The 22,673-nt window shown below is 66.7% G+C and carries 24 protein-coding genes and 1 pseudogene; 5 read left to right on the plus strand and 20 right to left on the minus strand.

The genetic code is table 11. The features are described 5' to 3' along the window. Nucleotides 1-90 precede the first annotated feature (90 nt). The 3 genes from QE389_RS06515 to QE389_RS06525 all read right to left on the minus strand — a co-directional run bounded on the left by QE389_RS06515 (nucleotide 91) and on the right by QE389_RS06525 (nucleotide 2,020). Nucleotides 91-966, minus strand: coding sequence for a polyprenyl synthetase family protein (locus QE389_RS06515; RefSeq protein WP_307368947.1), 876 nt, complete (start codon nucleotides 964-966; stop codon nucleotides 91-93). A gap of 79 nt (nucleotides 967-1,045) precedes the next feature. Then, nucleotides 1,046-1,297, minus strand: coding sequence for an exodeoxyribonuclease VII small subunit (locus QE389_RS06520; protein ID WP_054766482.1), 252 nt, complete (start codon nucleotides 1,295-1,297; stop codon nucleotides 1,046-1,048). A gap of 48 nt (nucleotides 1,298-1,345) precedes the next feature. Beyond that, complete coding sequence (locus QE389_RS06525; protein WP_307365595.1) at nucleotides 1,346-2,020, minus strand: histidine phosphatase family protein; 675 nt, start codon at nucleotides 2,018-2,020, stop codon at nucleotides 1,346-1,348. Between the two features lie 185 nt (nucleotides 2,021-2,205). Between QE389_RS06525 and QE389_RS06530 the strand changes: the two genes are divergently transcribed. The 3 genes and pseudogenes from QE389_RS06530 (at nucleotide 2,206) to QE389_RS06540 (ending at nucleotide 4,655) form a co-directional block, all read left to right on the plus strand. Next, nucleotides 2,206-2,733 carry a GNAT family N-acetyltransferase gene (locus tag QE389_RS06530; protein WP_307365597.1) on the plus strand — a complete coding sequence of 176 codons (528 nt, stop codon included), beginning with the start codon at nucleotides 2,206-2,208 and terminating at the stop codon, nucleotides 2,731-2,733. 62 nt (nucleotides 2,734-2,795) lie between these two features. Beyond that, the gene (locus tag QE389_RS06535; RefSeq protein ID WP_307365598.1) at nucleotides 2,796-3,476 is read left to right on the plus strand and encodes a hypothetical protein; all 681 of its coding nucleotides are present in this window, start codon (nucleotides 2,796-2,798) and stop codon (nucleotides 3,474-3,476) included. Beyond that, nucleotides 3,476-4,655, plus strand: a pseudogene (locus QE389_RS06540) (VWA domain-containing protein). Before QE389_RS06535 ends, QE389_RS06540 begins: the two are co-directional and overlap by 1 nt. A 58-nt stretch (nucleotides 4,656-4,713) precedes the next feature. On the opposite strand, the gene QE389_RS06545 reads toward QE389_RS06540, so the two are convergent. From QE389_RS06545 to QE389_RS06610, 14 genes are all read right to left on the minus strand, one after another. Next, nucleotides 4,714-4,893, minus strand: a complete 180-nt coding sequence (locus QE389_RS06545) for a CsbD family protein (protein WP_307365599.1) — start codon at nucleotides 4,891-4,893, stop codon at nucleotides 4,714-4,716. Nucleotides 4,894-4,988: 95 nt separating this feature from the next. After that, complete coding sequence (locus tag QE389_RS06550) at nucleotides 4,989-5,432, minus strand: NUDIX domain-containing protein (RefSeq protein ID WP_307365601.1); 444 nt, start codon at nucleotides 5,430-5,432, stop codon at nucleotides 4,989-4,991. 11 nt (nucleotides 5,433-5,443) lie between these two features. After that, nucleotides 5,444-6,484 (minus strand): sensor histidine kinase, encoded by a 1,041-nt coding sequence (locus tag QE389_RS06555; RefSeq protein ID WP_307365603.1) that lies wholly within the window; start codon nucleotides 6,482-6,484, stop codon nucleotides 5,444-5,446. Further along, nucleotides 6,481-6,906, minus strand: coding sequence for a response regulator (locus tag QE389_RS06560; RefSeq protein WP_307365606.1), 426 nt, complete (start codon nucleotides 6,904-6,906; stop codon nucleotides 6,481-6,483). Before QE389_RS06560 ends, QE389_RS06555 begins: the two co-directional genes overlap by 4 nt. Then, entirely contained in the window at nucleotides 6,903-8,426 is a 1,524-nt protein-coding gene (locus QE389_RS06565) for a CHASE3 domain-containing protein (protein WP_307365608.1), read from the minus strand. Before QE389_RS06565 ends, QE389_RS06560 begins: the two co-directional genes overlap by 4 nt. A 62-nt stretch (nucleotides 8,427-8,488) precedes the next feature. Next, complete coding sequence (gene flhA / locus QE389_RS06570; RefSeq protein ID WP_307368949.1) at nucleotides 8,489-10,579, minus strand: flagellar biosynthesis protein FlhA; 2,091 nt, start codon at nucleotides 10,577-10,579, stop codon at nucleotides 8,489-8,491. Between the two features lie 95 nt (nucleotides 10,580-10,674). After that, the gene (locus tag QE389_RS06575) at nucleotides 10,675-12,093 is read right to left on the minus strand and encodes a sigma-54-dependent Fis family transcriptional regulator (protein ID WP_307365610.1); all 1,419 of its coding nucleotides are present in this window, start codon (nucleotides 12,091-12,093) and stop codon (nucleotides 10,675-10,677) included. Between the two features lie 74 nt (nucleotides 12,094-12,167). Further along, nucleotides 12,168-12,500 carry a flagellar motor switch protein FliN gene (gene fliN, locus QE389_RS06580; protein ID WP_307365612.1) on the minus strand — a complete coding sequence of 111 codons (333 nt, stop codon included), beginning with the start codon at nucleotides 12,498-12,500 and terminating at the stop codon, nucleotides 12,168-12,170. Continuing rightward, nucleotides 12,500-13,162 (minus strand): flagellar assembly protein FlbE, encoded by a 663-nt coding sequence (locus QE389_RS06585; RefSeq protein ID WP_307365614.1) that lies wholly within the window; start codon nucleotides 13,160-13,162, stop codon nucleotides 12,500-12,502. The genes fliN and QE389_RS06585 overlap by 1 nt, the downstream gene beginning before the upstream one ends. A gap of 1 nt (nucleotide 13,163) precedes the next feature. Then, nucleotides 13,164-14,198, minus strand: a complete 1,035-nt coding sequence (fliG, locus tag QE389_RS06590) for a flagellar motor switch protein FliG (RefSeq protein ID WP_307365616.1) — start codon at nucleotides 14,196-14,198, stop codon at nucleotides 13,164-13,166. Beyond that, nucleotides 14,198-15,832 carry a flagellar basal-body MS-ring/collar protein FliF gene (fliF, locus tag QE389_RS06595; protein WP_307365618.1) on the minus strand — a complete coding sequence of 545 codons (1,635 nt, stop codon included), beginning with the start codon at nucleotides 15,830-15,832 and terminating at the stop codon, nucleotides 14,198-14,200. The genes fliG and fliF overlap by 1 nt, the downstream gene beginning before the upstream one ends. A gap of 77 nt (nucleotides 15,833-15,909) precedes the next feature. Further along, nucleotides 15,910-16,998: an alpha/beta fold hydrolase gene (locus QE389_RS06600; RefSeq protein ID WP_307365619.1), complete on the minus strand. Its 1,089-nt coding sequence runs from the start codon at nucleotides 16,996-16,998 to the stop codon at nucleotides 15,910-15,912. Continuing rightward, nucleotides 16,995-17,603: a uracil-DNA glycosylase family protein gene (locus QE389_RS06605; protein ID WP_307365622.1), complete on the minus strand. Its 609-nt coding sequence runs from the start codon at nucleotides 17,601-17,603 to the stop codon at nucleotides 16,995-16,997. Before QE389_RS06605 ends, QE389_RS06600 begins: the two co-directional genes overlap by 4 nt. 97 nt (nucleotides 17,604-17,700) lie before the next feature. Then, the gene (locus tag QE389_RS06610; protein WP_307365623.1) at nucleotides 17,701-18,006 is read right to left on the minus strand and encodes a DUF3253 domain-containing protein; all 306 of its coding nucleotides are present in this window, start codon (nucleotides 18,004-18,006) and stop codon (nucleotides 17,701-17,703) included. A 47-nt stretch (nucleotides 18,007-18,053) separates the two neighbouring features. Here QE389_RS06610 and QE389_RS06615 point away from each other — a divergent pair, with 47 nt between their 5' ends. Continuing rightward, nucleotides 18,054-18,488 (plus strand): PaaI family thioesterase, encoded by a 435-nt coding sequence (locus tag QE389_RS06615; protein ID WP_307365625.1) that lies wholly within the window; start codon nucleotides 18,054-18,056, stop codon nucleotides 18,486-18,488. On the opposite strand, the gene QE389_RS06620 is transcribed toward QE389_RS06615, so the two are convergent. The 3 genes from QE389_RS06620 to QE389_RS06630 all read right to left on the minus strand — a co-directional run bounded on the left by QE389_RS06620 (nucleotide 18,472) and on the right by QE389_RS06630 (nucleotide 21,840). Next, on the minus strand, nucleotides 18,472-19,110 hold the full coding sequence (locus QE389_RS06620; RefSeq protein ID WP_307365627.1) for a YoaK family protein: 639 nt from the start codon (nucleotides 19,108-19,110) through the stop codon (nucleotides 18,472-18,474). The two genes, QE389_RS06615 and QE389_RS06620, sit on opposite strands and share 17 nt — an antisense overlap. Before the next feature lie 18 nt (nucleotides 19,111-19,128). Then, nucleotides 19,129-20,403, minus strand: coding sequence for a NupC/NupG family nucleoside CNT transporter (locus QE389_RS06625; protein ID WP_307365629.1), 1,275 nt, complete (start codon nucleotides 20,401-20,403; stop codon nucleotides 19,129-19,131). 558 nt (nucleotides 20,404-20,961) lie between these two features. Beyond that, entirely contained in the window at nucleotides 20,962-21,840 is an 879-nt protein-coding gene (locus QE389_RS06630) for a branched-chain amino acid aminotransferase (protein WP_307365631.1), read from the minus strand. 88 nt (nucleotides 21,841-21,928) lie between these two features. Here QE389_RS06630 and QE389_RS06635 point away from each other — a divergent pair, with 88 nt between their 5' ends. Continuing rightward, a complete protein-coding gene (locus QE389_RS06635) occupies nucleotides 21,929-22,660 on the plus strand; it encodes a response regulator (protein WP_373458340.1) in 732 nt (243 codons plus the stop codon). Nucleotides 22,661-22,673 lie beyond the last annotated feature (13 nt).

Raw genomic sequence — 22,673 nt, forward strand, 5'->3', positions numbered from 1 at the left:
GGCGTCTCTTCGCGGACTTAGCCGCCTGTTCTAGTCGTCATCCTCAGGCTTGTCCCGAGGATCCATACGCTCGATGACGATCCTGGTTACTTATGACCGGCGCCTTAGCACAAAATCCACGCTGGCCTTGAGGATTTCGGCCTCGTCGCCAAACGGCTCCAGGTGCGAACGGGCCTGATCGGCCAGATGCGAGACTCTTTGCCGCGCCTCGTCCAAACCCAGCAGAGTCACGAAGTTGGTCTTGCCCAGGGCCGCGTCCTTGCCGCCGGCCGCCTTGCCCATCTCCTCGGCCGAACCTTCGGCGTCCAGAATGTCGTCGACGATCTGATAGGCCAGGCCGACGTCGTGGGCGAAACTGGTCAGGGCCTGGCGATGCTGGGCCGAGGCGTCGGCGATGATCAGGGGGATTTCAAAAGCGTAGGCGAACAGGGCGCCGGTCTTCAGCCGCTGCATCCGTGCGACCCCGCCCAGGTCGTCGCGCACGCCCAGCAGGTCGATCATCTGGCCGCCCGCCATGCCCCGCGCGCCCGAGGCCAGGGACAACCGCGCCGCCAATTCACAGCGCACGGCCGCCTCCTCGTGCGTATCCTCATGCAGGATGATGTCGAAGGCGGCGGTCTGCAGCGCATCGCCGGCCAGCACAGCCGTGGCCTCGTCATAGGCGCGGTGGACGGTCGGGCGGCCGCGCCGCACGTCGTCGTCGTCCATGCAGGGCAGGTCGTCGTGCACCAGGCTGTAGGCGTGGACGCATTCCAGGGCGCAGGCGGCGCGCAGCACCGAGCGGTCGTCGATGTCGAACAGCCGCGCCGCCTCCAGCGCAAAGAAGGGCCGCAGACGCTTGCCGGGCCCCAGGGCGGCGTAACGCATCGCCTCGGTCAGGCGCGATTCCGGCCCCTCGGCGCGCGGCAGCAGTTCGTCCAGCGCCACGGTCACGAGGTCTGCGACCTCGGCGACCCGGTCGATCACGGCCTGTTCGGGCGAATTGGCGGCGATGACCCGGTTCAAGACGCGCGTCCGCCCTTCGCCGTGACCGGACGACGGGGCATCATTCGAACGACGCCGCCTCGACGCCCTTGGCCTGGCCGTCCGGGCCGACCACGATCTTCTCGACGCGCAACTGGGCGGCCTTCAGGCGCGCCTCGCAATGGGCTTTCAGCCGGGCCCCCTCCTCGTAAAGGGCGATGGACTCCTCCAGCGGCGCCTGGCCGGATTCCAGGCGCGAAACGATGGTCTCCAGGCGCTGCAGGGCGTCTTCGAAGCTGAGGTCGGCGGGAATGGCGGGGGCGGCGTCAGTCATGGCGGGCGACCCTAAAGACCCGACCGCTTCGCATCAACGCCCGATGCGTCATCGCTTCTCGTAGCGACGCTGCGACCAGTATTTGAAGCCCTGGTTCTGCACCAGCTTCCAACCGTCGGCCTTCAGCCGGCCGCCGACCATGTGGTTGAAATAGCCATGGGCGAAGACCAGCACGTCCTGGCCGGTTTCGGCGCGCGCAATCAGCTTCTGCGCCGCCTGTTCGGCCCGGCGTTCCGCCTCGGCCCGGGTTTCCTGGCCGCCGTGGTGGTCGAAGGCGTGCCACCAGAAGCGCGACACCACGCCCCACCATTTTGGCGACAGCTTGAACCAGTCGGGAAACGGCGGCGGCGGCAGGGGCGCCTCGATGAACAGCACGTCCGACAGAACCTCCCGCCCCGCGACTACGGCCGCAGCTGTTTCCTGGGCTCGCTGGCGGGTGGAGGCGTAGATGGCGCCGGCCCCTTGCCCGGCGGCGACCAGTTCCGGCGGCGGAGTCTGACCGGCCAGAAGGCCGCCGATCTCGTATTTCGCCCACCAGTCGCCGTACTGGCGCGCCGAGATCAGGCATTTGCGCGACAGGGCCGGCTCCCCGTGACGGGTCAGGATGATGGCGCCGGGGCGGGGCGCGCGCGCAGCCGCATCCGGGGCGGCCGCGGATTCGGGCTGCGACGACTCGGGCGACAGGGCGGCGGACAGGGGCGGAAGCGGGGCGGAGATCGACATGACGCGCGGACGGACCTTGAAAATCCAAGGCTTGACGGTCCTCTGTCCTCCCCGACGCAAACTGGGCGCGACCGCCAAGGCGATCCAATCCTTCAAGGTCGTAAACGCCCTCGCGCGCCGACACAACCTCGCCATGATCGGCAGCCCGCTCGCGTCCCCTGCCGGGGGGCGCTAAGGACAGCGGCATGACCGACGCCGTGATCCGCCTGGCCCGCCCCGAAGACGCCATCGCCCTGGGCGCCCTGGGACGCCGAACCTTCGTCGACACCTTCGTGACCGGCTTCGGCATTCCCTATCCCGAGGCGGACTTGAACGCCTTTCTGGACGCCAACTTCGATCCCGAGCCGACACGGAAAAAACTGGCCGAGTCCGGCGCCGCCTGGTGGGTGGCCGAGCGCGACGGCGAACTGCTGGCCTTCGCCAACGCCGGCCCCTGCGCCCTGCCCCACTCCGAGGCGCAACCCAGCCATATGGAGCTGCGTCGCCTCTATGTGGCCAAGGACGCGCAAGGACTGGGTCTGGGCACGACGCTGCTGACGCTGTCGCTGGACTGGATGGAGGCCCACAGCGACGGCCCGCTGTGGATCGGCGTCTGGAGCGGCAATGAAAAGGCCCAGCGCCTTTACGCCGCCTACGGTTTCGAGAAGGCGGGAGAGTACGACTATCCCGTCGGCGCCTGGACGGACCACGAGTTCATCTTGCGGCGCGGATAGGTGGACGGCGGCCATCGTAAATGTTTGGGTGAACTCCCGTTTCAACAGCTGGGTCAGGCTCGATGCAGACCGTCGCACTTTCGTTGCTGCTTGCCTTACAAACCGCACCTGCTGACGACGCGGTCGCCACTCAAACCGCCGTCGCGGAAGGCGATCGGTTGCTCGCAGCGGCCGATGCCGCCGACCTGTTCGCAAATGAAAGCGCAACCGCTGGCGGCGCCATCATTCTGCGCCACAAGGCCAGTGGATATCGGTGCGTGCTCAATCCCGGCCGGGCGGTAAACGCCGTCCATGTCTATCCCGGCCTGCCGCGCGGGGACGATGTCGGCTGTTCGACGCAAACCATTAGCGATATTCGCACCCTGTATCTGACGCGCAGTACAGGAACGACGGCGCAGGAAGCGGCGAGCGCCACGCTCGCGATCCAGGCGCGTTATCAAGGCGCGCGTCCTGCGGACCTGTCCGGCAATCGTTCAATGTTCGAACTTCCGGGCCGAACAATCCCCGAGCACAAGACGGTCGGTTTCGAAACGCCCAACAGCTACGAGCAAGTGACCGTCGGCATTGTGAACGGCTGGGCCGTCAAATATCGCTTCTCCTCTCCTCCGGGCACAGCGGGCAGGAGCGGCGTCTTCGACAGCTTTTGGATCACGACCGTCTTGGAACCTGAACTCGCGGCGCGCAAAGCCGCCCAAGCAAACGCAGCGACCGAACCCAATGCGATTGGGCGAAACAGCGACTGATGCTCCTGCCCTTCTTCTCAGCCCTGCGCGACGCCAAGGTTCCGGTGTCGATGAAGGAATGGCTCCATCTGATGGAGGCCATGGACCGCGATGTCGCCGGGCGTCAGGTCGAGGCATTCTATCACCTGTCGCGCGCCGTTCTGGTCAAGGACGAGAAACACTACGACCGCTTCGATCAGGTGTTCGGCACGGTGTTCAAGGGGATCGAGACGGTGGGCGCGGGCGAAGACCCGACCACCGACATCCCCGAGGACTGGCTGCGTCTGCTGAACGAAAAATACCTGACCGAGGAAGAAAAGGCCCAGATCGAGTCCTTGGGCGGCTTCGACAAGCTGATAGAGACGCTGAAACAGCGTCTGGAAGAGCAGAAGGAACGCCACTCGGGCGGAAACAGGTGGATCGGCACAGGCGGAACCAGCCCGTTCGGTCACGGCGGGTACAATCCCGAGGGCGTGCGGATTGGCGGGCCGAGCAAGCACGGCCGCGCGGTCAAGGTTTGGGAGAAGCGCGAGTTCAGAAACCTGGACGACACGGTCGAACTGGGCACGCGCAACATCAAGGTCGCCTTGCGTCGCCTGCGCCGCTTCGCCCGTCAGGGCGCGCCGGACGAACTGGACATCGACGGCACCATCGACGGCACGGCGCGCCAGGGCTGGCTGGACATCCAGATGCGGCCCGAGCGGCGCAACACGATCAAGGTCCTGCTGTTTCTGGACGTCGGTGGCTCGATGGACGGCCATATCAAACTGGTGGAGGAACTGTTCTCGGCCGCGCGGACAGAGTTCAAGAATCTGGAGTTCTTTTACTTCCACAACTGCTTGTACGAGGGCGTCTGGAAGGACAATCGCCGCCGCCATGCCGAGCGTATCCCGACCTGGGACCTGCTGCACAAATATTCCGGCGACTGGCGCGTCATCTTCGTCGGGGACGCGACCATGAGCCCCTATGAGATCACCATGCCCGGCGGCTCGGTGGAGCACTGGAACGAGGAGGCCGGCGCCGTCTGGCTGAAAAGGGCGCGCCAGCAGTGGGAGAAGTCGGTGTGGCTGAACCCCGTGCCGGAACGCCACTGGAGCTATGCCGCCTCAGTCGGTCTGGTCCGCGAGGTCATGGATCGGTCGATGTATCCGCTGACGCTGGAAGGGCTGGACGGGGCGATGGCGGGCGCTGACCCGCTAAACGAAAGACGCCGCCTGCGGTCGCAGGCGGCGCTTTTCATCCTGTCGTCAGGGGACGGTCAGTGCTTGTCGCGCAGACTGTCCTTGGCGCCGCCGACGGCGTTCTGGACCTTGCCTTCGACCTGATCGGTCTTGCCTTCGGCCTGAAGTTTGGTGTCGCCCGTCACCTTGCCGACGGCTTCCTTGATCTTGCCGCCGATGTTCTTGGCGGCGCCTTCGATGCGGTCGTGATCAGCCATGGTCACTCTCCTGTCTGCGTCGGACCGGAAGGGTCCGATCTGTCGGGAGAAGAACGGTGACGCCAGTTGGCCGTTCCGTAAGGCCACGCTTGCTTTCAGCGAGGACGACGCAGCCAGACCGCAACGGCCCAGGCATGGGAATCGTGACGCAGCCGCGAGACCGCGAAGGTCGGGTCCAACCACACCAGGGTGTGGTCTTCCTCTTGTTTGGACTCGGGATTTTCGGCCGTGATCGTCGCGGTCCAGAAGCCCCCGACATTGTTGACCGGCTCGTCGGTGGAGCGGCGAAAGAACTGGCTGGCTTCGGCGATGCGGTTCAGGGGGGCGATGGAGAGGCCCGTTTCTTCGACGAACTCGCGCACCAGGGCCTGGACTTCGCTCTCCTCGCCGTCGACGCCGCCGCCGGGCAGATCGAAATAGGCGCCGCCCGACCGCTCCACCCGCACACAGGCGATCAGGCCGTCACGCTCGGCGATGCCGAAGGCCGTGGCCCGACGGCGATAGTCGAGAGCGGGATTGCGGACGCCGAACTGCAGCATGGGACGCCGGCTTAAAGGTCGAAGGCCATTTGGGCGCGCACGCCCTTGTGGCCCGGATCGAAATCGACCGACGACCGCAGGCCCGAAGCCATGGCCGAAATGATCTTGGAGCCCAGGCCCGTGCCCTTGGGCGAGCCGTCGCCCAGGCCGGGGCCGTCATCCTCCACCGTCAGGATCGCCCGTCCGTCGTCGGACGGGCGCAGGGCGATGCGAATCTCGCCCCCCTGCCCCGGCGCATAGGCGTATTTGACCGCGTTCGTGACCAGTTCGGTGACGATCACGCCCAGGGACACAGCCTGGTCGGTGGAGACGGACATGGGCGCAGCCTCCAGAACCAGGCGCGGCGATCCCGTGTCCGGACCGATCGACTTGGACAGTTCGTCCAACAGACCCGCCAGGTAATCGTCCATCGCCACCTGGCTGACGTCGCCCGAGGTATAAAGCCGCCGGTGGACGTGGGCCACCGCCTCGATCCGCGCCTGGGATTCGCGCAGCGCCTCCCTGGCGGATTCGTCGGCGATGTGGCGCATCTGCAGCGACATGAAGCTGGACACCAGTTGCAGCGAATTGCCGACGCGGTGGTTCACCTCGCGCAGCATGGCTTCGGCGCGGTCGCGGGCCAGGCGAATCTGCTCGTGGGCGGCTTCGTTCTCGCGCTGAAGCCGGCGACGGGTCAGGGCGTCCTCAAGCGCCGAGCGCAGCAGGGCGGTGAAATCTTCGGACACGTCCTTGATGACATAGTCGGCGGCGCCGGCGCGCAGGGCCGCCACGGCGATGCGCCCATCCTGCGCCCCGGTCACATAGACGACGGGCGGCGGCTCGGGCAGGGCCATGATCTCGGGCAGGACGTCCAAGCCGTCGCGCGACGGCATATAGTGGTCCAGGGCGCAGATGTCGTAGGTTTCCCCGCGTAACAAATCCAGCCCCGCGTCGCCGTCCGGCGCGGTGGTCACGGCAAAGCCGTGGCGGCCCAGCTCTTTCTCGACCAGCCGGGCCAGCCCCCGGTCGTCGTCGATATAGAGCAGGCGAACAGGCCCCGACGACTCAATCACTGGATGTCGGGCGCCTGAATGACGGACAGGAACAGGCCCAGCTGACGGATCGCCCCGGCGAAGGACTCATAGTCCACCGGCTTGGTGATATAGACGTTGCAGCCCAGGTCGTAGCAGCGCTTGATCTCGACCTTGTCGTCGGTGGTGGTCAGAACCACGACCGGCGCGCGGCGCAGGCGCTCGTTGCCCTTCACCTTCTCCAGAATGTCCGTACCCGACATATCCGGAAGATTGAGGTCCAGAAGGATCAGCAGCGGCCCGTTGGCCAGGACCTCGTCGCTGAACAGATAGTCCAGCGCCGCCGTGCCTTCGTCGAAATGCTTGATCTCGTTGTTGATGTTGGCGCGGCGGATGTTCTTTTCGATCAGCTTCGCATGGCCATGGTCGTCCTCGACCATGATGATTTTGACGGGTTGCGTCACAGGGAAGCTCCAGATTCCGGAAGGATCAGTCGTTTGGGGAATTTAAGCACGAAAGTCGAGCCCTGGCCCGGTTCCGACTCCACATCGATCGTGCCGCCCAGACGACGGACGCTGTTGCGCACGAAGGCCAGGCCCAGCCCCTCGCCCGCGCGGTCCTGCTTGCCGGATCGCCGGAACAGCTCGAATATCCGTTCGTGATCGCGCGGCGCGATCCCGCGCCCGTTGTCGGCGATGCGATAGACGACCCAGCCGCCCGCGACCTCTTCACCCGACACCACGATCCGACCGGGACGGTCGGCGTCCAGATATTTGACGGCGTTGTCGATCAGATTGCCCAGCACCTGCTCCATCGACAGACGGTCGCTCTCGATTTCAGGCAGGGCCTGAACCTCGATATAGGCGCCGGAGGCTTCGGTCTGGTGGTGGACGCTGTCGGCGATGGCCTGGGTCATGACCGTCATGTCCAGCGTCTCTGGCGACAGATTGCGCCGCCCCTCGCGCGACAACTTCAGGATGGCGTTGATCAGCCGGTCCATCTTGGCCGTGGAGGCGCGGATGAAGCCGATCGCCTCGGGCATGTCCTCGCGCACGGCCACGACGACCTCGGAATCGACGGCGCGGGTCTTTTCGGCTTCGATGATGGCCTTGTCGACGACCTTGCCGGCCTGCTCCAGTTCGGACGTATAGCCCATGACGTTGACCAGGGGCGCGCGCAGGTCGTGGCTGACGATATAGGCGAACCGCTGAATCTCCTCGTTCGCACGCATCAGATCGGCGGTGCGCTCCTGCACCGTGGCCTCCAGCCCGACGTTCAGGGCATGAACCTCCTCTCGCGCCGCCTGCACCTCGCCAATGTAGCGACGCACCATCCAGGCCGACAGCAGGGCCAGCACGATCAACAGGACGCCGGTGATCGCGTTCATCACGAAGGTCAGGGCCCCGAACGCCTCCATCCGGCGCGTGCGCTCGGCGATCCGGGCGGATTTGACGGCGTCGAAGTCGTCCACCGCGACGCGAAGCTCGTCCATGTAGCGCTTGCCTTCGCCGGAACGCACGGACTGAATGGCCTGGCCGATCCGCCCCTGGCGCGCCAAGGTCAGGGTGGTCTCCATCTCGACCCACTTCTTGTCTGCCAAGGTGTGGATTCGTTCGATCGGCGCCCTCAGCGTCGGGTCGCGCGCCGCCCCGTCATCCAGAAAGGCCACCGCCGGATCCATCTTTTTTTCCGCATCCAGGAACGGTTGCAGAAAGTCGCGGCGTCCCGTCAGCAAGAAGCCGCGCTGCGCCGTCTCGGCGTCCAGCATGGCGATCATGATGGTGCGGGACGCGCGCCGCATCTGCTGGGCGTGTTCGATGGTGCGGTTCACCACCGCCGTGCGCTGCATCATCACGAAGGTGGTCACATTGACCAGGATCAGCGAAACGAAGGCCACCGACAGCATGACGGCGACCGACCGCCCCAGCGACGGCGTCCGCGCGAAATCGCGAAAACGGGACCAGGAGGTTTGCGAGCCGAGCATCATGATGGCCGAGCTTTAGCCGCACCTGCCCGCACGTCAAACCGCAAAGGCGTCGGCCGTGGTCAGACCTGACCCAGCGTGCGCAGCCGGGCCTTGGGGTGAACCTCGTTCTGGCTCATCACAACGGTCTGGCCCCGGAACCGTTCGATGATCGAGCGGACGTAGGGCCGGATCAGCGGACTGGTCAGCAGGACCGGATTCTCGCCCGTCATGGCGATGCGTTCGAAGGTGTCCCGGACCGAGCGGATGAAGTCCTGCAGGCGCGAGGGCGCCATGGCCAGCTGCTTGTCCTCGCCCGCGCCGACCAGGCTCTCGGCGAAGGCGGCCTCCCAGTCGGGCGACAGGGTGACGATCGGCAGGGCGGCGTCGGGGGCCTGATGCTGCCAGCATAGCTGGCGCGCCAGCCGTCCACGAACGTGCTCGACCAGGGTGGTGACGCTGGAGCTGTGCGGCGCGGCCTCGGCCAGACCTTCCAGGATCGCCGGCAGGTCGCGGATCGAGACCTTCTCGCGCAGCAGGGCCTGCAGCACGCGCTGCAGGGTCGTGACCGTGACCACGCTGGGCACCAGTTCCTCTACCAGCTTCTTCTCTTCGGGGCCCAGTTCCTTCAGCAGCTTCTGCACCTCGCCGTAGGAGAGCAGGTCCGCCATGTTCTCCTTCAGGATCTCCGTCAGGTGCGTGGTCAGGACGGTGGACGGATCGACCAGCGTATAGCCCCGGAAGGTCGCCTCCTCGCGCAGGCTTTCCTCGATCCAGGTGGCGGGCAGGCCGAAGGCGGGTTCGCGCATATGTTCGCCGGGCAGTTCCACCTGGCGTCCAGACGGGTCCATCGCCATCAGATGGCCCAGTCGCACCTCGCCCGACCCGCTCTCCATCTCCTTGATGCGAATGGCGTAGCCCTGGGTCGGCAGGCGCATATTGTCCAGGATGCGGACCTGGGGAATGACGAAGCCGTATTCCTGGGCCAGCGAACGGCGCAGGGCGCGGATCTGGTCGGTCAGGCGCCGCCCCTCCAGATCGTTGATCAGGCTGAGCAGCGAATAGCCCAGCTCGATCTTCACCTCGTCGATGGTCAGGATGTTGGCGATGGGCTCTTCGACATCCTCCTTGGGCGCGGCGGAGGCGGCGGCCAGTTCGGCCTCGGTCGGTCGGGGTTTCAGCCGATCCCGACCCAGCCTCCAGGCCATGAAGCCCGAGCCGATGGCCAGGGCCGCAAACGGGATCAGCGGCATGCCGGGGATCAGGCCGATCAGGCCCGCCGCCCCCGACACCACGCCCAGCGACACGGGGTTGGTGGCCAGTTGCGTGACCAGGGCCTTGTCCGCCGTGCCCTCGACGCCCGCCTTCGACACCAGAAAGCCCGCGGCGATGGAGATGATGATGGCCGGCACCTGCGTCACCAGGCCGTCGCCGATGGTCAGCTGCACATAGGTGTTGGCCGCGTCCGGCAGAGCCATCTTATGCTGCAGCGTGCCGATCAGGATGCCGCCGATCACATTGATGAAGGTGATGATCAGGCCGGCGACAGCGTCGCCGCGCACGAATTTGGAGGCGCCGTCCATGGCGCCGAAGAAGGTCGATTCCTGCTCAAGCTCCTTGCGGCGGGTCTTGGCCTGGTCCTCAGTGATCAGGCCGGACGACAGATCTGCGTCGATGGCCATCTGCTTGCCGGGCATGGAATCCAGGGTGAAGCGGGCCGACACTTCGGCGATCCGGGTCGAACCCTTGGTGATGACCACGAAGTTCACCACCAGGATGATGGCGAAGATGATCACCCCGATGATGAAGTTGCCCCCCATCATCAGCTGGCCGAAGGCGTTGATGACCTGACCCGCCGCATCGTGGCCTTCCTGGCCGTGGGTCAGGATCAGGCGCGTCGAGGCCAGGTTCAGACCCAGGCGGAACAGGGTCGAGACCAGCAGCACCGTCGGGAAGATGGCGAAATCCAGCGGCCGCTTCATCATCACGGCCGTCATCAGGATCAGCACGCTGGACACCAGCGACAGGGCCAGCAACACGTCCAGCAGGAACTTCGGCACCGGCAGGATCAGCAGCATGATCACGCCGATCACGCCGACCGCCATCAGCACTTCGCCGCGGTTGACCCAGCTCAGCACATCGCGCCCGGTCGGGCGCGCCATGCCGTCCCTCATCAGGAGCGGAGCGTCAACCACGTCCTGTCGCCTTCCCGATGGGACGACCACACGGGGTCAGAACCTGTCTGCGCGCGACCGACATCGACAAATGCTCAGGCCGCGTAGCCCGAGGCGGCAACCCCGCTCTGGGGCGCCGGGATGGCGGCGCCCTCGTCGGCGTATTCGTTCAGCTTGTTGCGCAGGGTGCGGATCGAGATGCCCAGGATGTTGGCCGCATGGGTCCGGTTGCCCAGGCAGTGGCTCAGTGTGTCCAGGATCAGCGTCTTCTCCATCGCCGCCACCGTCTGGCCGACAAAGCTGCGGGTCACGGCGTCGGCCGCCTGGGCCGCGCGGGCCGCCACGCCCCCGCCATAGGCGCTGTCATAGCCGCCCGTCTGCGGCGCAGCGCCCAAGGCGTCGCTCATCAGGGGCTGGCCGTCGGGCAGGCGGATGGCGTCCACGTCGATTTCGGCGCCGACCGCCAGCAGCACGGCGCGGTGCATGGCGTTTTCCAGCTCGCGCACGTTGCCGGGCCAGCGATGGGCGGCGATGGCCCGGCGCGCGGCGGCCGACATCGGACGCTCTGGCACGCCGTTGGCGGCGGCGTATTTCTTGATGAAATGATCCGCCAGAACGCCGATGTCGCCGGGCCGTTCACGCAAGGACGGCAGGCGCAGGTTCACCACATTCAGACGGTACAGCAGGTCCTCGCGGAACACGCCTTCCGCCACGGCCTTGGCCAGGTCGCGGTTGGAGGTGGCGATGATGCGGATATTGACCGGCACGGGCTTGGAGCCGCCGACCCGGTCGATGACCCGTTCCTGGATGGCGCGCAGCAGCTTGGCCTGAAGCCGGGCGTCCATCTCCGAGATTTCGTCCAGCAGCAGGGTGCCGCCATCGGCCTCCTCGAACTTGCCGATCCGGCGGGCCACGGCGCCGGTGAAGGCGCCCTTCTCGTGCCCGAACAGCTCGGATTCCAGCAGGTTGTCGGGAATTGCGGCGCAGTTGACGCTGATGAACGGCTTTTCCGACCGGCGCGAATTCTCGTGCAGATAGCGGGCCATCACCTCCTTGCCGACGCCGCTTTCGCCGGTGATCAGGATGGAGGCTTCGGACCGCGCCACCTGATCGGCCAGCTGCAGCACCGCCTTCATGGCCGGATCGGCCGAGATCATCGGCTTTTCGTCGTCGGCGACGGCCGACAGGACGGCGGCGATCAGCTCGGCGTCCGGCGGCAGGGGGATGAACTCCTTGGCGCCCGCCTTGATGGCGGCGGCCGCCTCGCGCGCATCGGCGTCGACGCCGAAGGCCACCACCGGAATGGTGATCCGCTCGGCCTCGTTGGCGGCGATCAGGGCGGCGATGTCCAACTGATAGTCGACCATCAGCAGGTCCGCGCCCTGCCCGCGTCGCAGTTGCTCCGTGGCCTGATCCGCGCGCTCGACGTGACTGACCTTGGCGCCGTGCGCCATGGCCATCTTCACCGCCGAAGCCAGTTGCCCGCTCAGCCTGCCTACCACCAGAAGACGCATCGTTCTTCTCCTTCAATCTCTCTGTGCGACCCGTCGCCTCGCCTTGCGGCAAGACGCGATTTCTTCGAAATCGCTTAGGCGCCGCCGTCCTCGGCCTTGATGATTTCCGTCATGGTCACGCCCAGCCGGTCTTCGACGACGACGACCTCCCCGCGCGCGATCAGACGGTTGTTGACGAAGATGTCGATGGCCTCGCCGACCTTGCGGTCCAGCTCCAGCACCGATCCCTTGTTCAGTTTCAGCAGCTGGGCCACCGACATGTGCGACTTGCCCAGAACGGCCGAGATGTTGACCGGCACGTCGAAGACGGTGGCCAGGTCGGCGGCGGTCTTCTCGCCCGCATCGTCGCCCTGATCCAGGCCAGCGGCGTCGGAAAACTCTTCGAGAGCCAGGTCTTCGGCGTCCATCAGACATCACTCCTGTCGACGAAAAAAGATTCGGCGTGGCCCGCCTCGGCGGCCAGGGCGGCTGTCAGGGCCTCGACCACCCGCTCGGCCGAAAGCTGCGGATCGTGATCGGCGCGGCCGTCCGCCCATTCCAGCTGGAAGGCGGACAGGGCCATCGCCGGATCGTCGCGGAAGGCCACCGTTCCGGTGAAACCGCTGTCGGCGCAAGCCTGTTCGATGGCGGCGCGCGCCGCGTCGTCCAGGCCCGACGACCGGATCACCAAGCGCGGCGAGGCGTCGATCTCCTGGGCCAGCAGTTCCAGCGCCGCACGCAGCGGCGCCTGCGGGAACCGCTCCAGCGCCGCGCCGCCGATGGCCCGTGCGGCGGCCAGCGCCAGGTCGGCGGACTGCTCGCGGTGGGCCTGGGCGACGGTGCGCAGGCTCGGCACGGCCTGGGCGACCGCCTGGGCGATGTTGCTCAGGGCCACGGCGCGCAGATGCTCGACTTCCGACAGCGCCTGCTGGCGGGCCTCCAGCCGCGCCTGGGCCAACAGGGCCTCGACCTCGGCCGGAGCATAGGCGCGCTTGATCGGCGTCCAGGTGCTGGGACGCACAACGGCGCCGTTGGCGTCGAACTCGGTGTCGAAGACGAAGGGGCGGGCGGGGCCGGCGGGCTGGGTCATGTCAGTAGATCAGCTCGTCGTCGGCGCCCTGGCCGGCCAGTATGATGTCGCCCTTGGCCGCCAGATCCTTGGCGACCTGGACCATCGCCATCTGCGCGGCGTCGACATCCTTCAGGCGCACCGGCCCCATGGAGTTCATGTCCTCGCGCATGATCTTGGAGGCCCGCTCGGACATGTTCGAGAAGAACATCTCGCGCAGGTCTTCCGAGGCGCCCTTCATGGCCAGGGCCAGGGAGTCCTTGTCCACGGCGCGCAACAGGGTCTGCACCCCGCCCGGATCCAGCTTGGACAGATCCTCGAACACGAACATCAGGGCGCGGATGCGTTCGGCGGACTCGCGGCTGCGCTCTTCCAGAGCGCCGATGAAGCGGGACTCGGTCTGGCGATCGAAACTGTTGAAAATTTCGGCCATCATCTCGTGGCTGTCGCGCTTGGAGGTGCGCGCCAGGTTGGACATGAATTCGTTGCGCAGAGTGGCCTCGATCTTGTCCAGAATCTCGCGTTGCACCGGCTCCATGCGCAGCATCCGCTGGACGCACTCCAGGGCGAAATCCTCGGGCAGGCTGGTCAGCACGCGCGCGGCATGATCCGAACGCACCTTGGACAGGATGACGGCGACGGTCTGGGGGTATTCGTTCTTCAGATAGTTGGCGAGAACCGCCTCGTTCACATTGCCCAGCTTGTCCCACATGGTCCGACCGGCCGGACCCCGGATTTCCTCCATCAGGGCCTCGACCCGATCGACGGGCAGGAAAGCGCTGAGCAGCTTCTGCGTCTGCTCGTAGCTGCCGGAGACAGACCCCGACCCCGCCATGCCAGACACGAAGTCGATCATCAGGGCCTCGACCGCCTCGGCCGTGACATTGCCCAGGGTGGCCATGGCCTGGGAGATTTCCTTGATCTCCTCGTCGTCCAGACGTTCCCAAAGAGCGGTGTGCTCCTCGCCCAGCGCCAGCAGGATGACGGCCGCCTTTTCCGGTCCCGACAGCTTGTTGGGATCGTCGACGACCTGCTTCTTTGTCGGCGGCTTGGCCATCAGCCTTCCGCCACCCAGGTCCGCAGGATGCCCGTCGCCTCTTCAGGATAGGACTGGACGAAGTCAGCGACCTTCTTGACCGAAGACGCTTTCACCTGGCCCTCGATGCGGGCGATGTCGATCTTCTGCTCCATCTCGCTGGGCGGAGGCAGCTGGGCCAGATGCGGCTGGCCGTCGGGGCCGATGATCGTGGTCGTGAGAGGCGTCACCGGCAGACCGCCCTGATCGGTCAGAGCCGGCAGGTTCGTTCCCCCCGACGCCGTCTTCAGCAGCGGCCGCAGGACGAAGAAGATCAGCAGCAGGGCGACCAGCATCAGTATGCCCAGCTCGACGAACCGCATGATGTCGTTCTTGGAGAAGTCCAGCAGCGACGACTTTCCGTCCAGGCCGCCGGCGATGCCGGTGTCGTGGTTGAAGCGGACGTTGATGACCTCGATCTTGTCGCCGCGGTTTTCGTCGATGCCGGCGGCGGCGGCGACCAGCGACTTGATCTGGGCGATTTCCTCGGCGGTGCGCGGCGCATAGGTCGGCTCGCCCTTGCCATCCTTGGCCGGCGTCCACTTGCCGTCGACCGCGACGGCGACGGCCAGCTTCTTGACCTCGCCCGGCTCCTTGGTCGTCGTGGTGGTGGAGTTCGAAATCTCGTAGTTGGTCGTTTCGGTGTTGTCGGATTTGGTCGAGCCGGCGTTGGTAGCGCCTGGCGCCGCGCCGCCGGGAATGTTGTTGGTCGCGGTCACGCCCCCGTCCGGCCGAGCCGTCGTATCGGAAGACTGCGAGCCGTTGGTCGAAGTCGAGCGCACCACCTGGCCGTCCGGATCGAACTTCTGCTCCTGGGTGGTGGAGCGGCTGTGATCGATGTCGGCCGTCACCTGGACGCGCGCGGCGCCGACGCCGACGACGCCCTCGACGATGTCCTTGATGCGGGCCTGAAGCTGGGCCTCGGTATTGCCCTTGGCCTCTTCGGCCGAGGCGGAGGTGAAGCCGTCCTCGCCGCCCGCAGCCAGGGTGCGGTTGTTCTGATCCGCCACCGTGACGCGGTCGGGTTTCAGGTTCGGCACGGACGAGGCCACCAGATTGCGGATCGCCCGCACCTGGTCGCCGGTCAGGTCGCGCCCGCCCAGGCCGACCAGGACGGCGGCCGTCGGTTCTCCGGCGGCGCTGGTGAACATCTCGCGGCGCGGCATGGTGATGTGGACGCGGGCGGCGGTGATGCCACGCATCGACATGATGGTGCGCGACAGTTCGCCCTGCAGGGCGCGCTGTTCGTTCAGCTGCTGCTGGAACTCGGTCTGGCCCAGGACCGACTGGTTGTCGAACAGCTCGTAGCCGACCGACCCCGACGTCACCAGGCCCTTGCCCGCGACCAGCATCCGGGCCGCGCCGACCTCGTCGCGGTTGACCATGATGGTCGAGCCGTCGCCCTTGGACGTATATTTGATATTGGCCTGATCCAGGGCGGCCGTGATCTCTCCGGCCTCGCGCAGGTCCAGGTTGGAATAGAGCAGGGCGTCCGGCGCCTGGCCCATCCGCAGCATGACGGCGACAAGCACGGCGGCCACGCCGGCGGCGACGCCGAGGACAGCGGCCAGACGACCGATCCCGAACTTCTGCAACGCCGCCGTGAAGCCGCCCACGCGATCCCGCCCCAAACTCGCGGGAGACACTCACGCCCCGCTAGGCAGAAAATGCCGCCTGGTTGGTAAACGGGCCGTTAAGAGACGCCGAGAACGGCGGCCGCCCCGCCGCCCGAGGCCCCTTGACGAGCGACGGCGGCCTGTTTCCGGTCGGGCTTCAGCAGTTCCGGCATGACGGGCGGCGCACCCGACGGCAGGGCCGCGCGGGGATCGCGCAGCCAGGCGGTCACGTCGCGATAGACGACCTCGGCGTCCAGATCGCGGTTCAACAGGTGCCAGCTGTCGGGATACCAGGCGGTCTGCAGCGCGCCGCCCTGCCGCTGCACGGCCTGCAACGCCCCTCGCATCTCCCCCCGCTTCACGATCTCGTCGTGCGCGCCGTACATCAGAAGCGCATCGCCCCGGATGCGGCCCAGGTTGACCGATGCCGTCTGCATCAGATCGACTAGGCCGTAGATGGTGTCGAACCGGGTCGCCAGAATGCTCAAGGGATCGCGGGTGTTGCGGACCAGCTCCAGCGTGTTGGACGAGGCGTGAATGTCGCGCGTGATGAAGGCGGGCGGCTCCACCGCCACGCCGCCCGCCAGCCGCGCCGCCAGATTGATGGCCGCCGTGTTCAGCGGCCCCTGCGCCGACCAGCCCCAGACGCCGGGCGCCAACAGGACCACCCGGTCCGCCGCCGGAGGATCGTCCGAACCGAAGGCGGCGGCGGCCACCGACCCGCCCATGCTTTCGCCGACCACCGCGATCACGGCGTGCGGATGACGCGCGCGGGCCATGGCGACCGCTTCGCGCAGGTCGTCGGTCATGCGCTTCTGTCCAGCCCAGACGCCCCGGCCGGGCGCCGCGCCGAAACCGCGCTGGTCATAGGCCCAGGTCTCTATCCCGTGCTCGGCCCACCACGGACCGGCCAGGCGGAAGCTGGAGGCGTGGTCGTTCATGCCGTGCAGTGCCACGATGACGGCCCACGGCGCCTGCCCTTGCGGCGTCCAGCGCATCAGCGGCAGGCTGGCGCCGTCCGACATGACCAGGGCGCCCGCCTCGACGTGCGGCCCGACGAAGTCCGGCAGCGGGGTCTGGGCGGGCTGGATATGGGGCGTGGCGCAGGCCGAAAGGGTCAGAAGGCCCGCCAGCGATCCGATCCGTCTGAGTACGCCGCGCCTCATGCCTGCTCCAAACATGCGTGGCCCTGACGCGCCTGCCCCGAACGGGCGCCGATCTCTTGCCGATAATCCAGTATGGCCCGTACCCGTTCCCGCAGATAGGGCACGACCTCCGCCTCGAACCAGGGATTCTTTCTCAACCAGGCCGTGTTGCGCCACGACGGATGCGGCAGCACCAGAAAACGCGGGGCGTAATCGCGCCAGGCCCGCACCGTTTCGGTCAGGGTGCGCCCGACCCGGTCGCCCAGCGCCCAGGCCTGGGCGTAGCCGCCGACCAGCAGCGTCAGTTCCATCTCGGGCAGGGCCGCCATCAACTGCGGCCGCCAGAGGTCGGCGCAGCGGGAAGGCGGGGGATAGTCGCCGCCGCTCCTTCCGTTTCTTTGGGGCGCCGTGCCCGGATAGCAGAACGCCTGGGCCGCCACCCCGACGCGGCGGTCGGCATAGAAGGTCTCATAGTCCACGCCCATCCAGTCGCGCAGTCGGTCGCCCGACGGATCGGTGAACGGCAGGCCGCTTTCATGCACCCGCCGCCCCGGCGCCTGGCCGCAGATCAGCAGCCGCGTCTCGGGAAAGACGCGCACCACCGGACGCGGCGCGTGCGGCAGCACGCCGGCGCAGGCGCGACAGGCGCGGATGTCGCTCAGAACCTCTTCGAGATTTCCCGCGCCCCCCTCATCCCTGCGAAAGCGGGGATGAAGGGAGGGCTTAATCCTCGTCCTCACTGTTCGCTACCGGCGGCCGGCGGCTCAGGGCCAAGGCCGTTTCTTCCTCGGTCGCCTGGCGCAGGCGCGTCACGCCGCGGAAATTGTCCGGATCGACCGGCTTGCCCTTCTTGGTGATGGTCAGTCTGCCCTGCCGCATCAGATGCAGCGCAACGGCGCGAACCTTTGGCAGCATCCGCTGCCACTGCTCCGGCTGTAGCTCTTTGGCCACTTCGGCGGGCTCGATGCTCTTGCCGGGCTCAAGCGCGGCGATTTTGTTCAGGATTGCGGTTTCGACAGGATCGCTCATTGCGCCAATATGCTGCACCGCACGTCCAGAAGTAAGGCCGAGTCTGCATGCCGAAGAAAATCACCATCACCGAAGGCGAATTCGCCGGCTGGCAGACCTACGACCTGCACGACACGTTCGACACCGTGGTCGGCCCCTTCTACGGCCGCCCCGACCCGGACGGGCACATGCGTTGCGCCTTCCGCGCCGAGCAAAAACACATGAACGCCGGCGGCCGGATGCACGGCGGCTGTCTGATGACCTTCGCCGACATCGCCATGTTCCAGATCGCCTATCAGGAGATGGAGGGCGCCTCGGGCGTGACGGTGCAACTGGACTCCACCTTCATCGACGGCGGCTATGTCGGCGAATTGATCGAGGCCACGGGCCAAGTGACCAAGGCGGGCAAGAGCCTGATCTTCGTGCGGGGCCAGATCACCACGGGCGAGCGCCTGTTGATGACCTTCTCCGGCGTCATCCGCAAATTCACGTCGCGCGGCTGAACCGCGCGACCAGCGACAGGATCAGGGCCAGGGCGGCGGCCGGCCACAAAGCCGCCAGCCCCAGGACGCCATAGGTCAGGGCGCCCAGCACCGCGCCCGCCGTCAGTCCGGCCCACAGCGCCAGATAGGGGCGATAGGCCGTGCGGTCGCGCCCGGTCACGGCGGCGGCCAGGGCCTGGCCCAGCTTGACCAGCGTGCCGGTCATGTAGGTCAGGCTGACGCCCACCTCGCCGTTCCTCAGGAAGACCGAATTCTCGGCCCCCATGGCCATGACCATCAGCAATATGGCCAGGGGCGTCAGGCCGAAGGCCGCCGCCAGCGCCGCGCAGGCCAGCAACAGCCCCTCGAACAGCAAAACCCGGCTGCGCGACCGCGCGCCCTCCCCGCCCGCGATCATGGCCCCGAGAAAGGCGCCCAGGACGAAGACCGCCAGAATGGCCGCCAGCCGCCCCGCCGCAAGCCAACGCCCCGACGCCAGGCTGGCGGCCAGGCGCGTGGAATTGCCGCTCATGAACGAGACGAACACCCCGCCCAGCTGCAAAAAGCCCAGGCTGTCGACATAGCCGGCCAGGCCCGCCAGCAGCAGCGCCAATCCGCGGTCCAGCGGGGCCAGGGCGCGCATCGGTCTCTCTCCGCCCGCTCAGCGGCCGAAGACGGCGGCCGGCATGGCGCCGACGATGGAGGCCGTCATCAGCGTGGCCAGGAAGCCGGCGAACAGCGCCTTCCACACCATGCCCAGCACCTCCTCGCGCCGCTCCGGCATCAGGACCGACAGGCCCGTCACCGTGATGCCGACCGACCCGATATTGGCGAAACCGCACAGGGCATAGGTCATCAGCATCCGCGTCCGCTCGGTCATCTCGCCCGCTGGAACCTTGCCCAGGTCGATGAAGGCCACGAACTCGGTCAGGGTCAGCTTGACGCCCAGCAGCCAGCCGGCGACATCGGCGTCCTTCCACTCCACCCCGATCAGCCAGGCGACGGGCGCGAAGATCCAGCCCAGCATCCGCTCCACGGTCAGCGGCGCGTCGAACACAACGAAGCCGCCCAGCATGACGTTGATCAGGGCCACCAGGGCCACGAACACGATCAGCACTGCCGAAATGTTCAGCACCACCATCAGGCCGTCGGAGGCGCCCTTCACGATGGCGTCGATGGCGCTGTCGTACTTCAGCGCCGAATCGTAGTCGGCGACCGCGCCGCCCATGCCTTCCTTCTCGGGAATGATGATCCGCGCCAACAGCACCCCGGCCGGCGCCGAGACGATGGAGGCGACCAGCACATGGCCGGCCGCATTGGGCAGGACCGGCGCCAGGATGGTCGCATAGGCCACCATGGTCGAACCGGCGACCGTCGCCAGGCCCACCACCATCATCAGGAAGATTTCCGATCGGGTCAGCTTGTCCAGATAGGCGCGGATGACGATGGGGCTCTCGATCATGCCCAGGAATATGTTGGCCGCGACCGCCAGGGCCGAGGCGCCGCCCAGGCCCATGGTCTTCTGGAACAGGAAGCCAAAGCCCAGGGTGATCCATTTCAGGATCTTCCAATGCCACAAGAGGGCCGACAGGGCCGAGATCACCAGGATCAGCGGCAGCACCTGGAAGGCGAAGGTGAACAGGGCCCCCTGGTTCTGCACCGCATAGGGCTGGTCCCCCCCGGCCAGATAGCCGAACACGAACTTGGTGCCTTCGGTCGTCGCCACGGCCAGACCGTCCACCGCCCCCGTCACCGCCGCCAGCACCACCTGCGATCCCGGAATGGCGAACAACCCCAGCACCAGCGCCGCCTGAACCGCGATGGCGCCCAGGGTCAGCCGCCAGGGAAAGGCGCGCCGGTTCTCCGAGATCGCCCAGCACACCACGACGATGACGACCAGACCCAAGAGGCTCTGGAGGTTCTGAAGGCTGAACATGAAAACGGTCCCCTGCCGGCCCGCGCCGGTCTTGTTTCGCTTGAAAGGCAAGATGTCGCATCCCGCAAGGATTTTCCCTTGCATGGCAGACAGGCGACTATCTTATTCCGATCTTACCGGACATCTTCATGGCGCCCCCAACGCGGTTCTGACCGCCGTGGTCTCCACAAAGGGGCAGATCATCCTGCCCATAGTCCCTCCGCGACCATCTGCGCTGGCCCGCGGGGACGCGGCTGACGGTGGAGGACACGCCCCGGGGCGTCCTCCTCAGGCCGGCGGCGTCCTTCTCCGCGACGACAGTGGACGCGGTGTTCGCAAGCCTGGCGCATGACGGTCCTGCCCCGACGATCAGGCAGATGGACGCCGCCGTCGCCGCCGAGGTGCGACGCCGTGCGCGCGATTGACACCAATGTGGTGGTCCGTTTCCTGACCGGGGACGATCCCGCCCAGGCCAAGCGGCGGACTGCGCGGCGTTTCTCACCTTCGACCATCGACTGGCCAGGGGCGCCGAGGGGCTTGCGCCGGTCAAGGTCGAAAGCCCCTGACCGGCGCCTGTCCTTACGACTGGCGGCGCACCAGCTTTCCGTAGTGGTCCATCAGGTCCAGCGACAGGGCGCCGGGGGTGAAGCGATAGTCGCCGACCTCGGCCACCGGCGTCACCTCGACGGCCGTGCCGGTCAGGAAGCATTCGGTGAAGTCCGTCAGTTCTTCCGGCTTGATGTCGCGCACCACGACCTCGATCCCCTTTTCGCGGGCGATCTCGATAACCGTCTGGCGGGTGATGCCGTCCAGGATGTGATCCACCTTGGGCGTGTGCAGGACGCCGTCCTTGACGAAGAAGACATTGGCGCCGGTCGCCTCAGCGACATAGCCGCGCCAGTCCAGCATCAGGGCGTCGGCAAAGCCGCGCCGCTCGGCCGTGTTCTTGGACATCGTGCAGATCATGTACAGACCGGCCGCCTTGGCCGTCGTCGGCGCCGTCGCCGGATCGGGCCTACGCCACTTGGACCATTCCAGCTTCAGCCCGCGCGCCTTGACCTCGGGGTCGAAATAGCTGGGCCAGTCCCACACGGCGACCGCCAGGTGAACCTTGTTGTTCAGGGCCGAGACGCTGGTCTGTTCCGGCCCCAGATAGGCGACCGGACGCACATAACAGTCCGTCAGACCGTTCTTGGCGCAGGTTTCGTTACAGATGGCGTCGATTTCGGCGACGCTGTAGGGTATTTCGAAATCGAGCAGGTTCGCGGACCGCTTCAGGCGCTCCGAATGCGGCGTCAGCTTGAAGATTTCGCCGCCGTACATACGCTCACCCTCGAATACCGACGAGCCATAGTGGAGGGCATGGGTCAGAATATGCGTTTTCGTCTCGCGCCAAGGCACGAATTCGCCATCAAACCAGATCCATCCATCACGATCGTCGAAAGGAACGAAGGCCATTGAAACACGTCTCCCGCAGAACTGAGGGTGTTAGAGCTTCCCGAATCGTTCAGGTCAACGCCTTGAACGCCGAGAACGTCACATGAGCATGACGGAATCGCGCGCCTATGGCCGTTCGGGGCCTATCGCCGGCCCTGGCGTGGGTCGCCATCTGCTGATCGTCGACGACGACGACCGCATCCGCGAGTTGCTGAAGGAGTTTCTGGCGCGCGAAGGCTATCGCGTCACCGGAGCCGCCCACGCCGCCGCCGCCAAACGGATGATGGAATTGATCGAGTTTGACCTGGTCGTGCTGGACGTCATGATGCCGGGCGAAAGCGGCTTCGATCTGACGACCTGGGTTCGCAACAAGGCCGAGACCTCCAAGACCCCGGTGCTTCTGCTGACCGCCAAGGGCGACGCCGAGGATCGGATCGAGGGTCTGGCGCGCGGCGCCGACGACTACATGTCCAAACCCTTCGAGCCGCGCGAACTGGTGCTTCGGATCGAGGCCATCCTGCGCCGCACGGGCGGCAAGCCCATCGGCCCGCGCGAGATCAAGCTGGGCGGCGCGGTCTTCGACATGGAGCGGCTGGAGCTGACCCGCGACGGCGCGCCCCAGCGCCTGACCGAGGCCGAGGCGCAACTGCTGAAGACCCTGGCCCTGCACGCCCATGCGCCGGTCGAGCGGATGAGCCTGTCGCCCGACACCGCCGACATCACCGGCCGGGCCGTCGACGTTCAGGTCACGCGCCTGCGCCGCAAGCTGGAGGCAGACCCCAAGAACCCGCGCTATCTGCAGACCGTGCGGGGCGTGGGCTATATGCTGGCCCCCGACTGAGCCGGCGACGAAC

It is taken from the genome of Brevundimonas sp. SORGH_AS_0993 (genome assembly GCF_030818545.1).
GTDB lineage: Bacteria > Pseudomonadota > Alphaproteobacteria > Caulobacterales > Caulobacteraceae > Brevundimonas.

Coding starts and splice junctions, on each gene's coding strand:
- fliN (WP_307365612.1), bottom strand. CDS start 12,500: ATGGACGCCGAAGACCTGGCTCTCGAAGAGTTTTCCGACGCCGCTGGC.
- fliG (WP_307365616.1), bottom strand. CDS start 14,198: ATGGCCAAGCCGCCGACAAAGAAGCAGGTCGTCGACGATCCCAACAAG.
- QE389_RS06520 (WP_054766482.1), bottom strand. CDS start 1,297: ATGACTGACGCCGCCCCCGCCATTCCCGCCGACCTCAGCTTCGAAGAC.
- QE389_RS06545 (WP_307365599.1), bottom strand. CDS start 4,893: ATGGCTGATCACGACCGCATCGAAGGCGCCGCCAAGAACATCGGCGGC.
- QE389_RS06630 (WP_307365631.1), bottom strand. CDS start 21,840: ATGGCCTTCGTTCCTTTCGACGATCGTGATGGATGGATCTGGTTTGAT.
- QE389_RS06535 (WP_307365598.1), top strand. CDS start 2,796: ATGCAGACCGTCGCACTTTCGTTGCTGCTTGCCTTACAAACCGCACCT.
- QE389_RS06530 (WP_307365597.1), top strand. CDS start 2,206: ATGACCGACGCCGTGATCCGCCTGGCCCGCCCCGAAGACGCCATCGCC.
- QE389_RS06625 (WP_307365629.1), bottom strand. CDS start 20,403: ATGTTCAGCCTTCAGAACCTCCAGAGCCTCTTGGGTCTGGTCGTCATC.
- QE389_RS06575 (WP_307365610.1), bottom strand. CDS start 12,093: ATGCGTCTTCTGGTGGTAGGCAGGCTGAGCGGGCAACTGGCTTCGGCG.
- QE389_RS06635 (WP_373458340.1), top strand. CDS start 21,929: ATGACGGAATCGCGCGCCTATGGCCGTTCGGGGCCTATCGCCGGCCCT.
- QE389_RS06565 (WP_307365608.1), bottom strand. CDS start 8,426: ATGCTCGGCTCGCAAACCTCCTGGTCCCGTTTTCGCGATTTCGCGCGG.
- QE389_RS06610 (WP_307365623.1), bottom strand. CDS start 18,006: ATGAGCGATCCTGTCGAAACCGCAATCCTGAACAAAATCGCCGCGCTT.
- QE389_RS06585 (WP_307365614.1), bottom strand. CDS start 13,162: ATGACCCAGCCCGCCGGCCCCGCCCGCCCCTTCGTCTTCGACACCGAG.
- QE389_RS06550 (WP_307365601.1), bottom strand. CDS start 5,432: ATGCTGCAGTTCGGCGTCCGCAATCCCGCTCTCGACTATCGCCGTCGG.
- QE389_RS06600 (WP_307365619.1), bottom strand. CDS start 16,998: ATGAGGCGCGGCGTACTCAGACGGATCGGATCGCTGGCGGGCCTTCTG.
- QE389_RS06525 (WP_307365595.1), bottom strand. CDS start 2,020: ATGTCGATCTCCGCCCCGCTTCCGCCCCTGTCCGCCGCCCTGTCGCCC.
- QE389_RS06615 (WP_307365625.1), top strand. CDS start 18,054: ATGCCGAAGAAAATCACCATCACCGAAGGCGAATTCGCCGGCTGGCAG.
- QE389_RS06620 (WP_307365627.1), bottom strand. CDS start 19,110: ATGCGCGCCCTGGCCCCGCTGGACCGCGGATTGGCGCTGCTGCTGGCG.
- flhA (WP_307368949.1), bottom strand. CDS start 10,579: ATGAGGGACGGCATGGCGCGCCCGACCGGGCGCGATGTGCTGAGCTGG.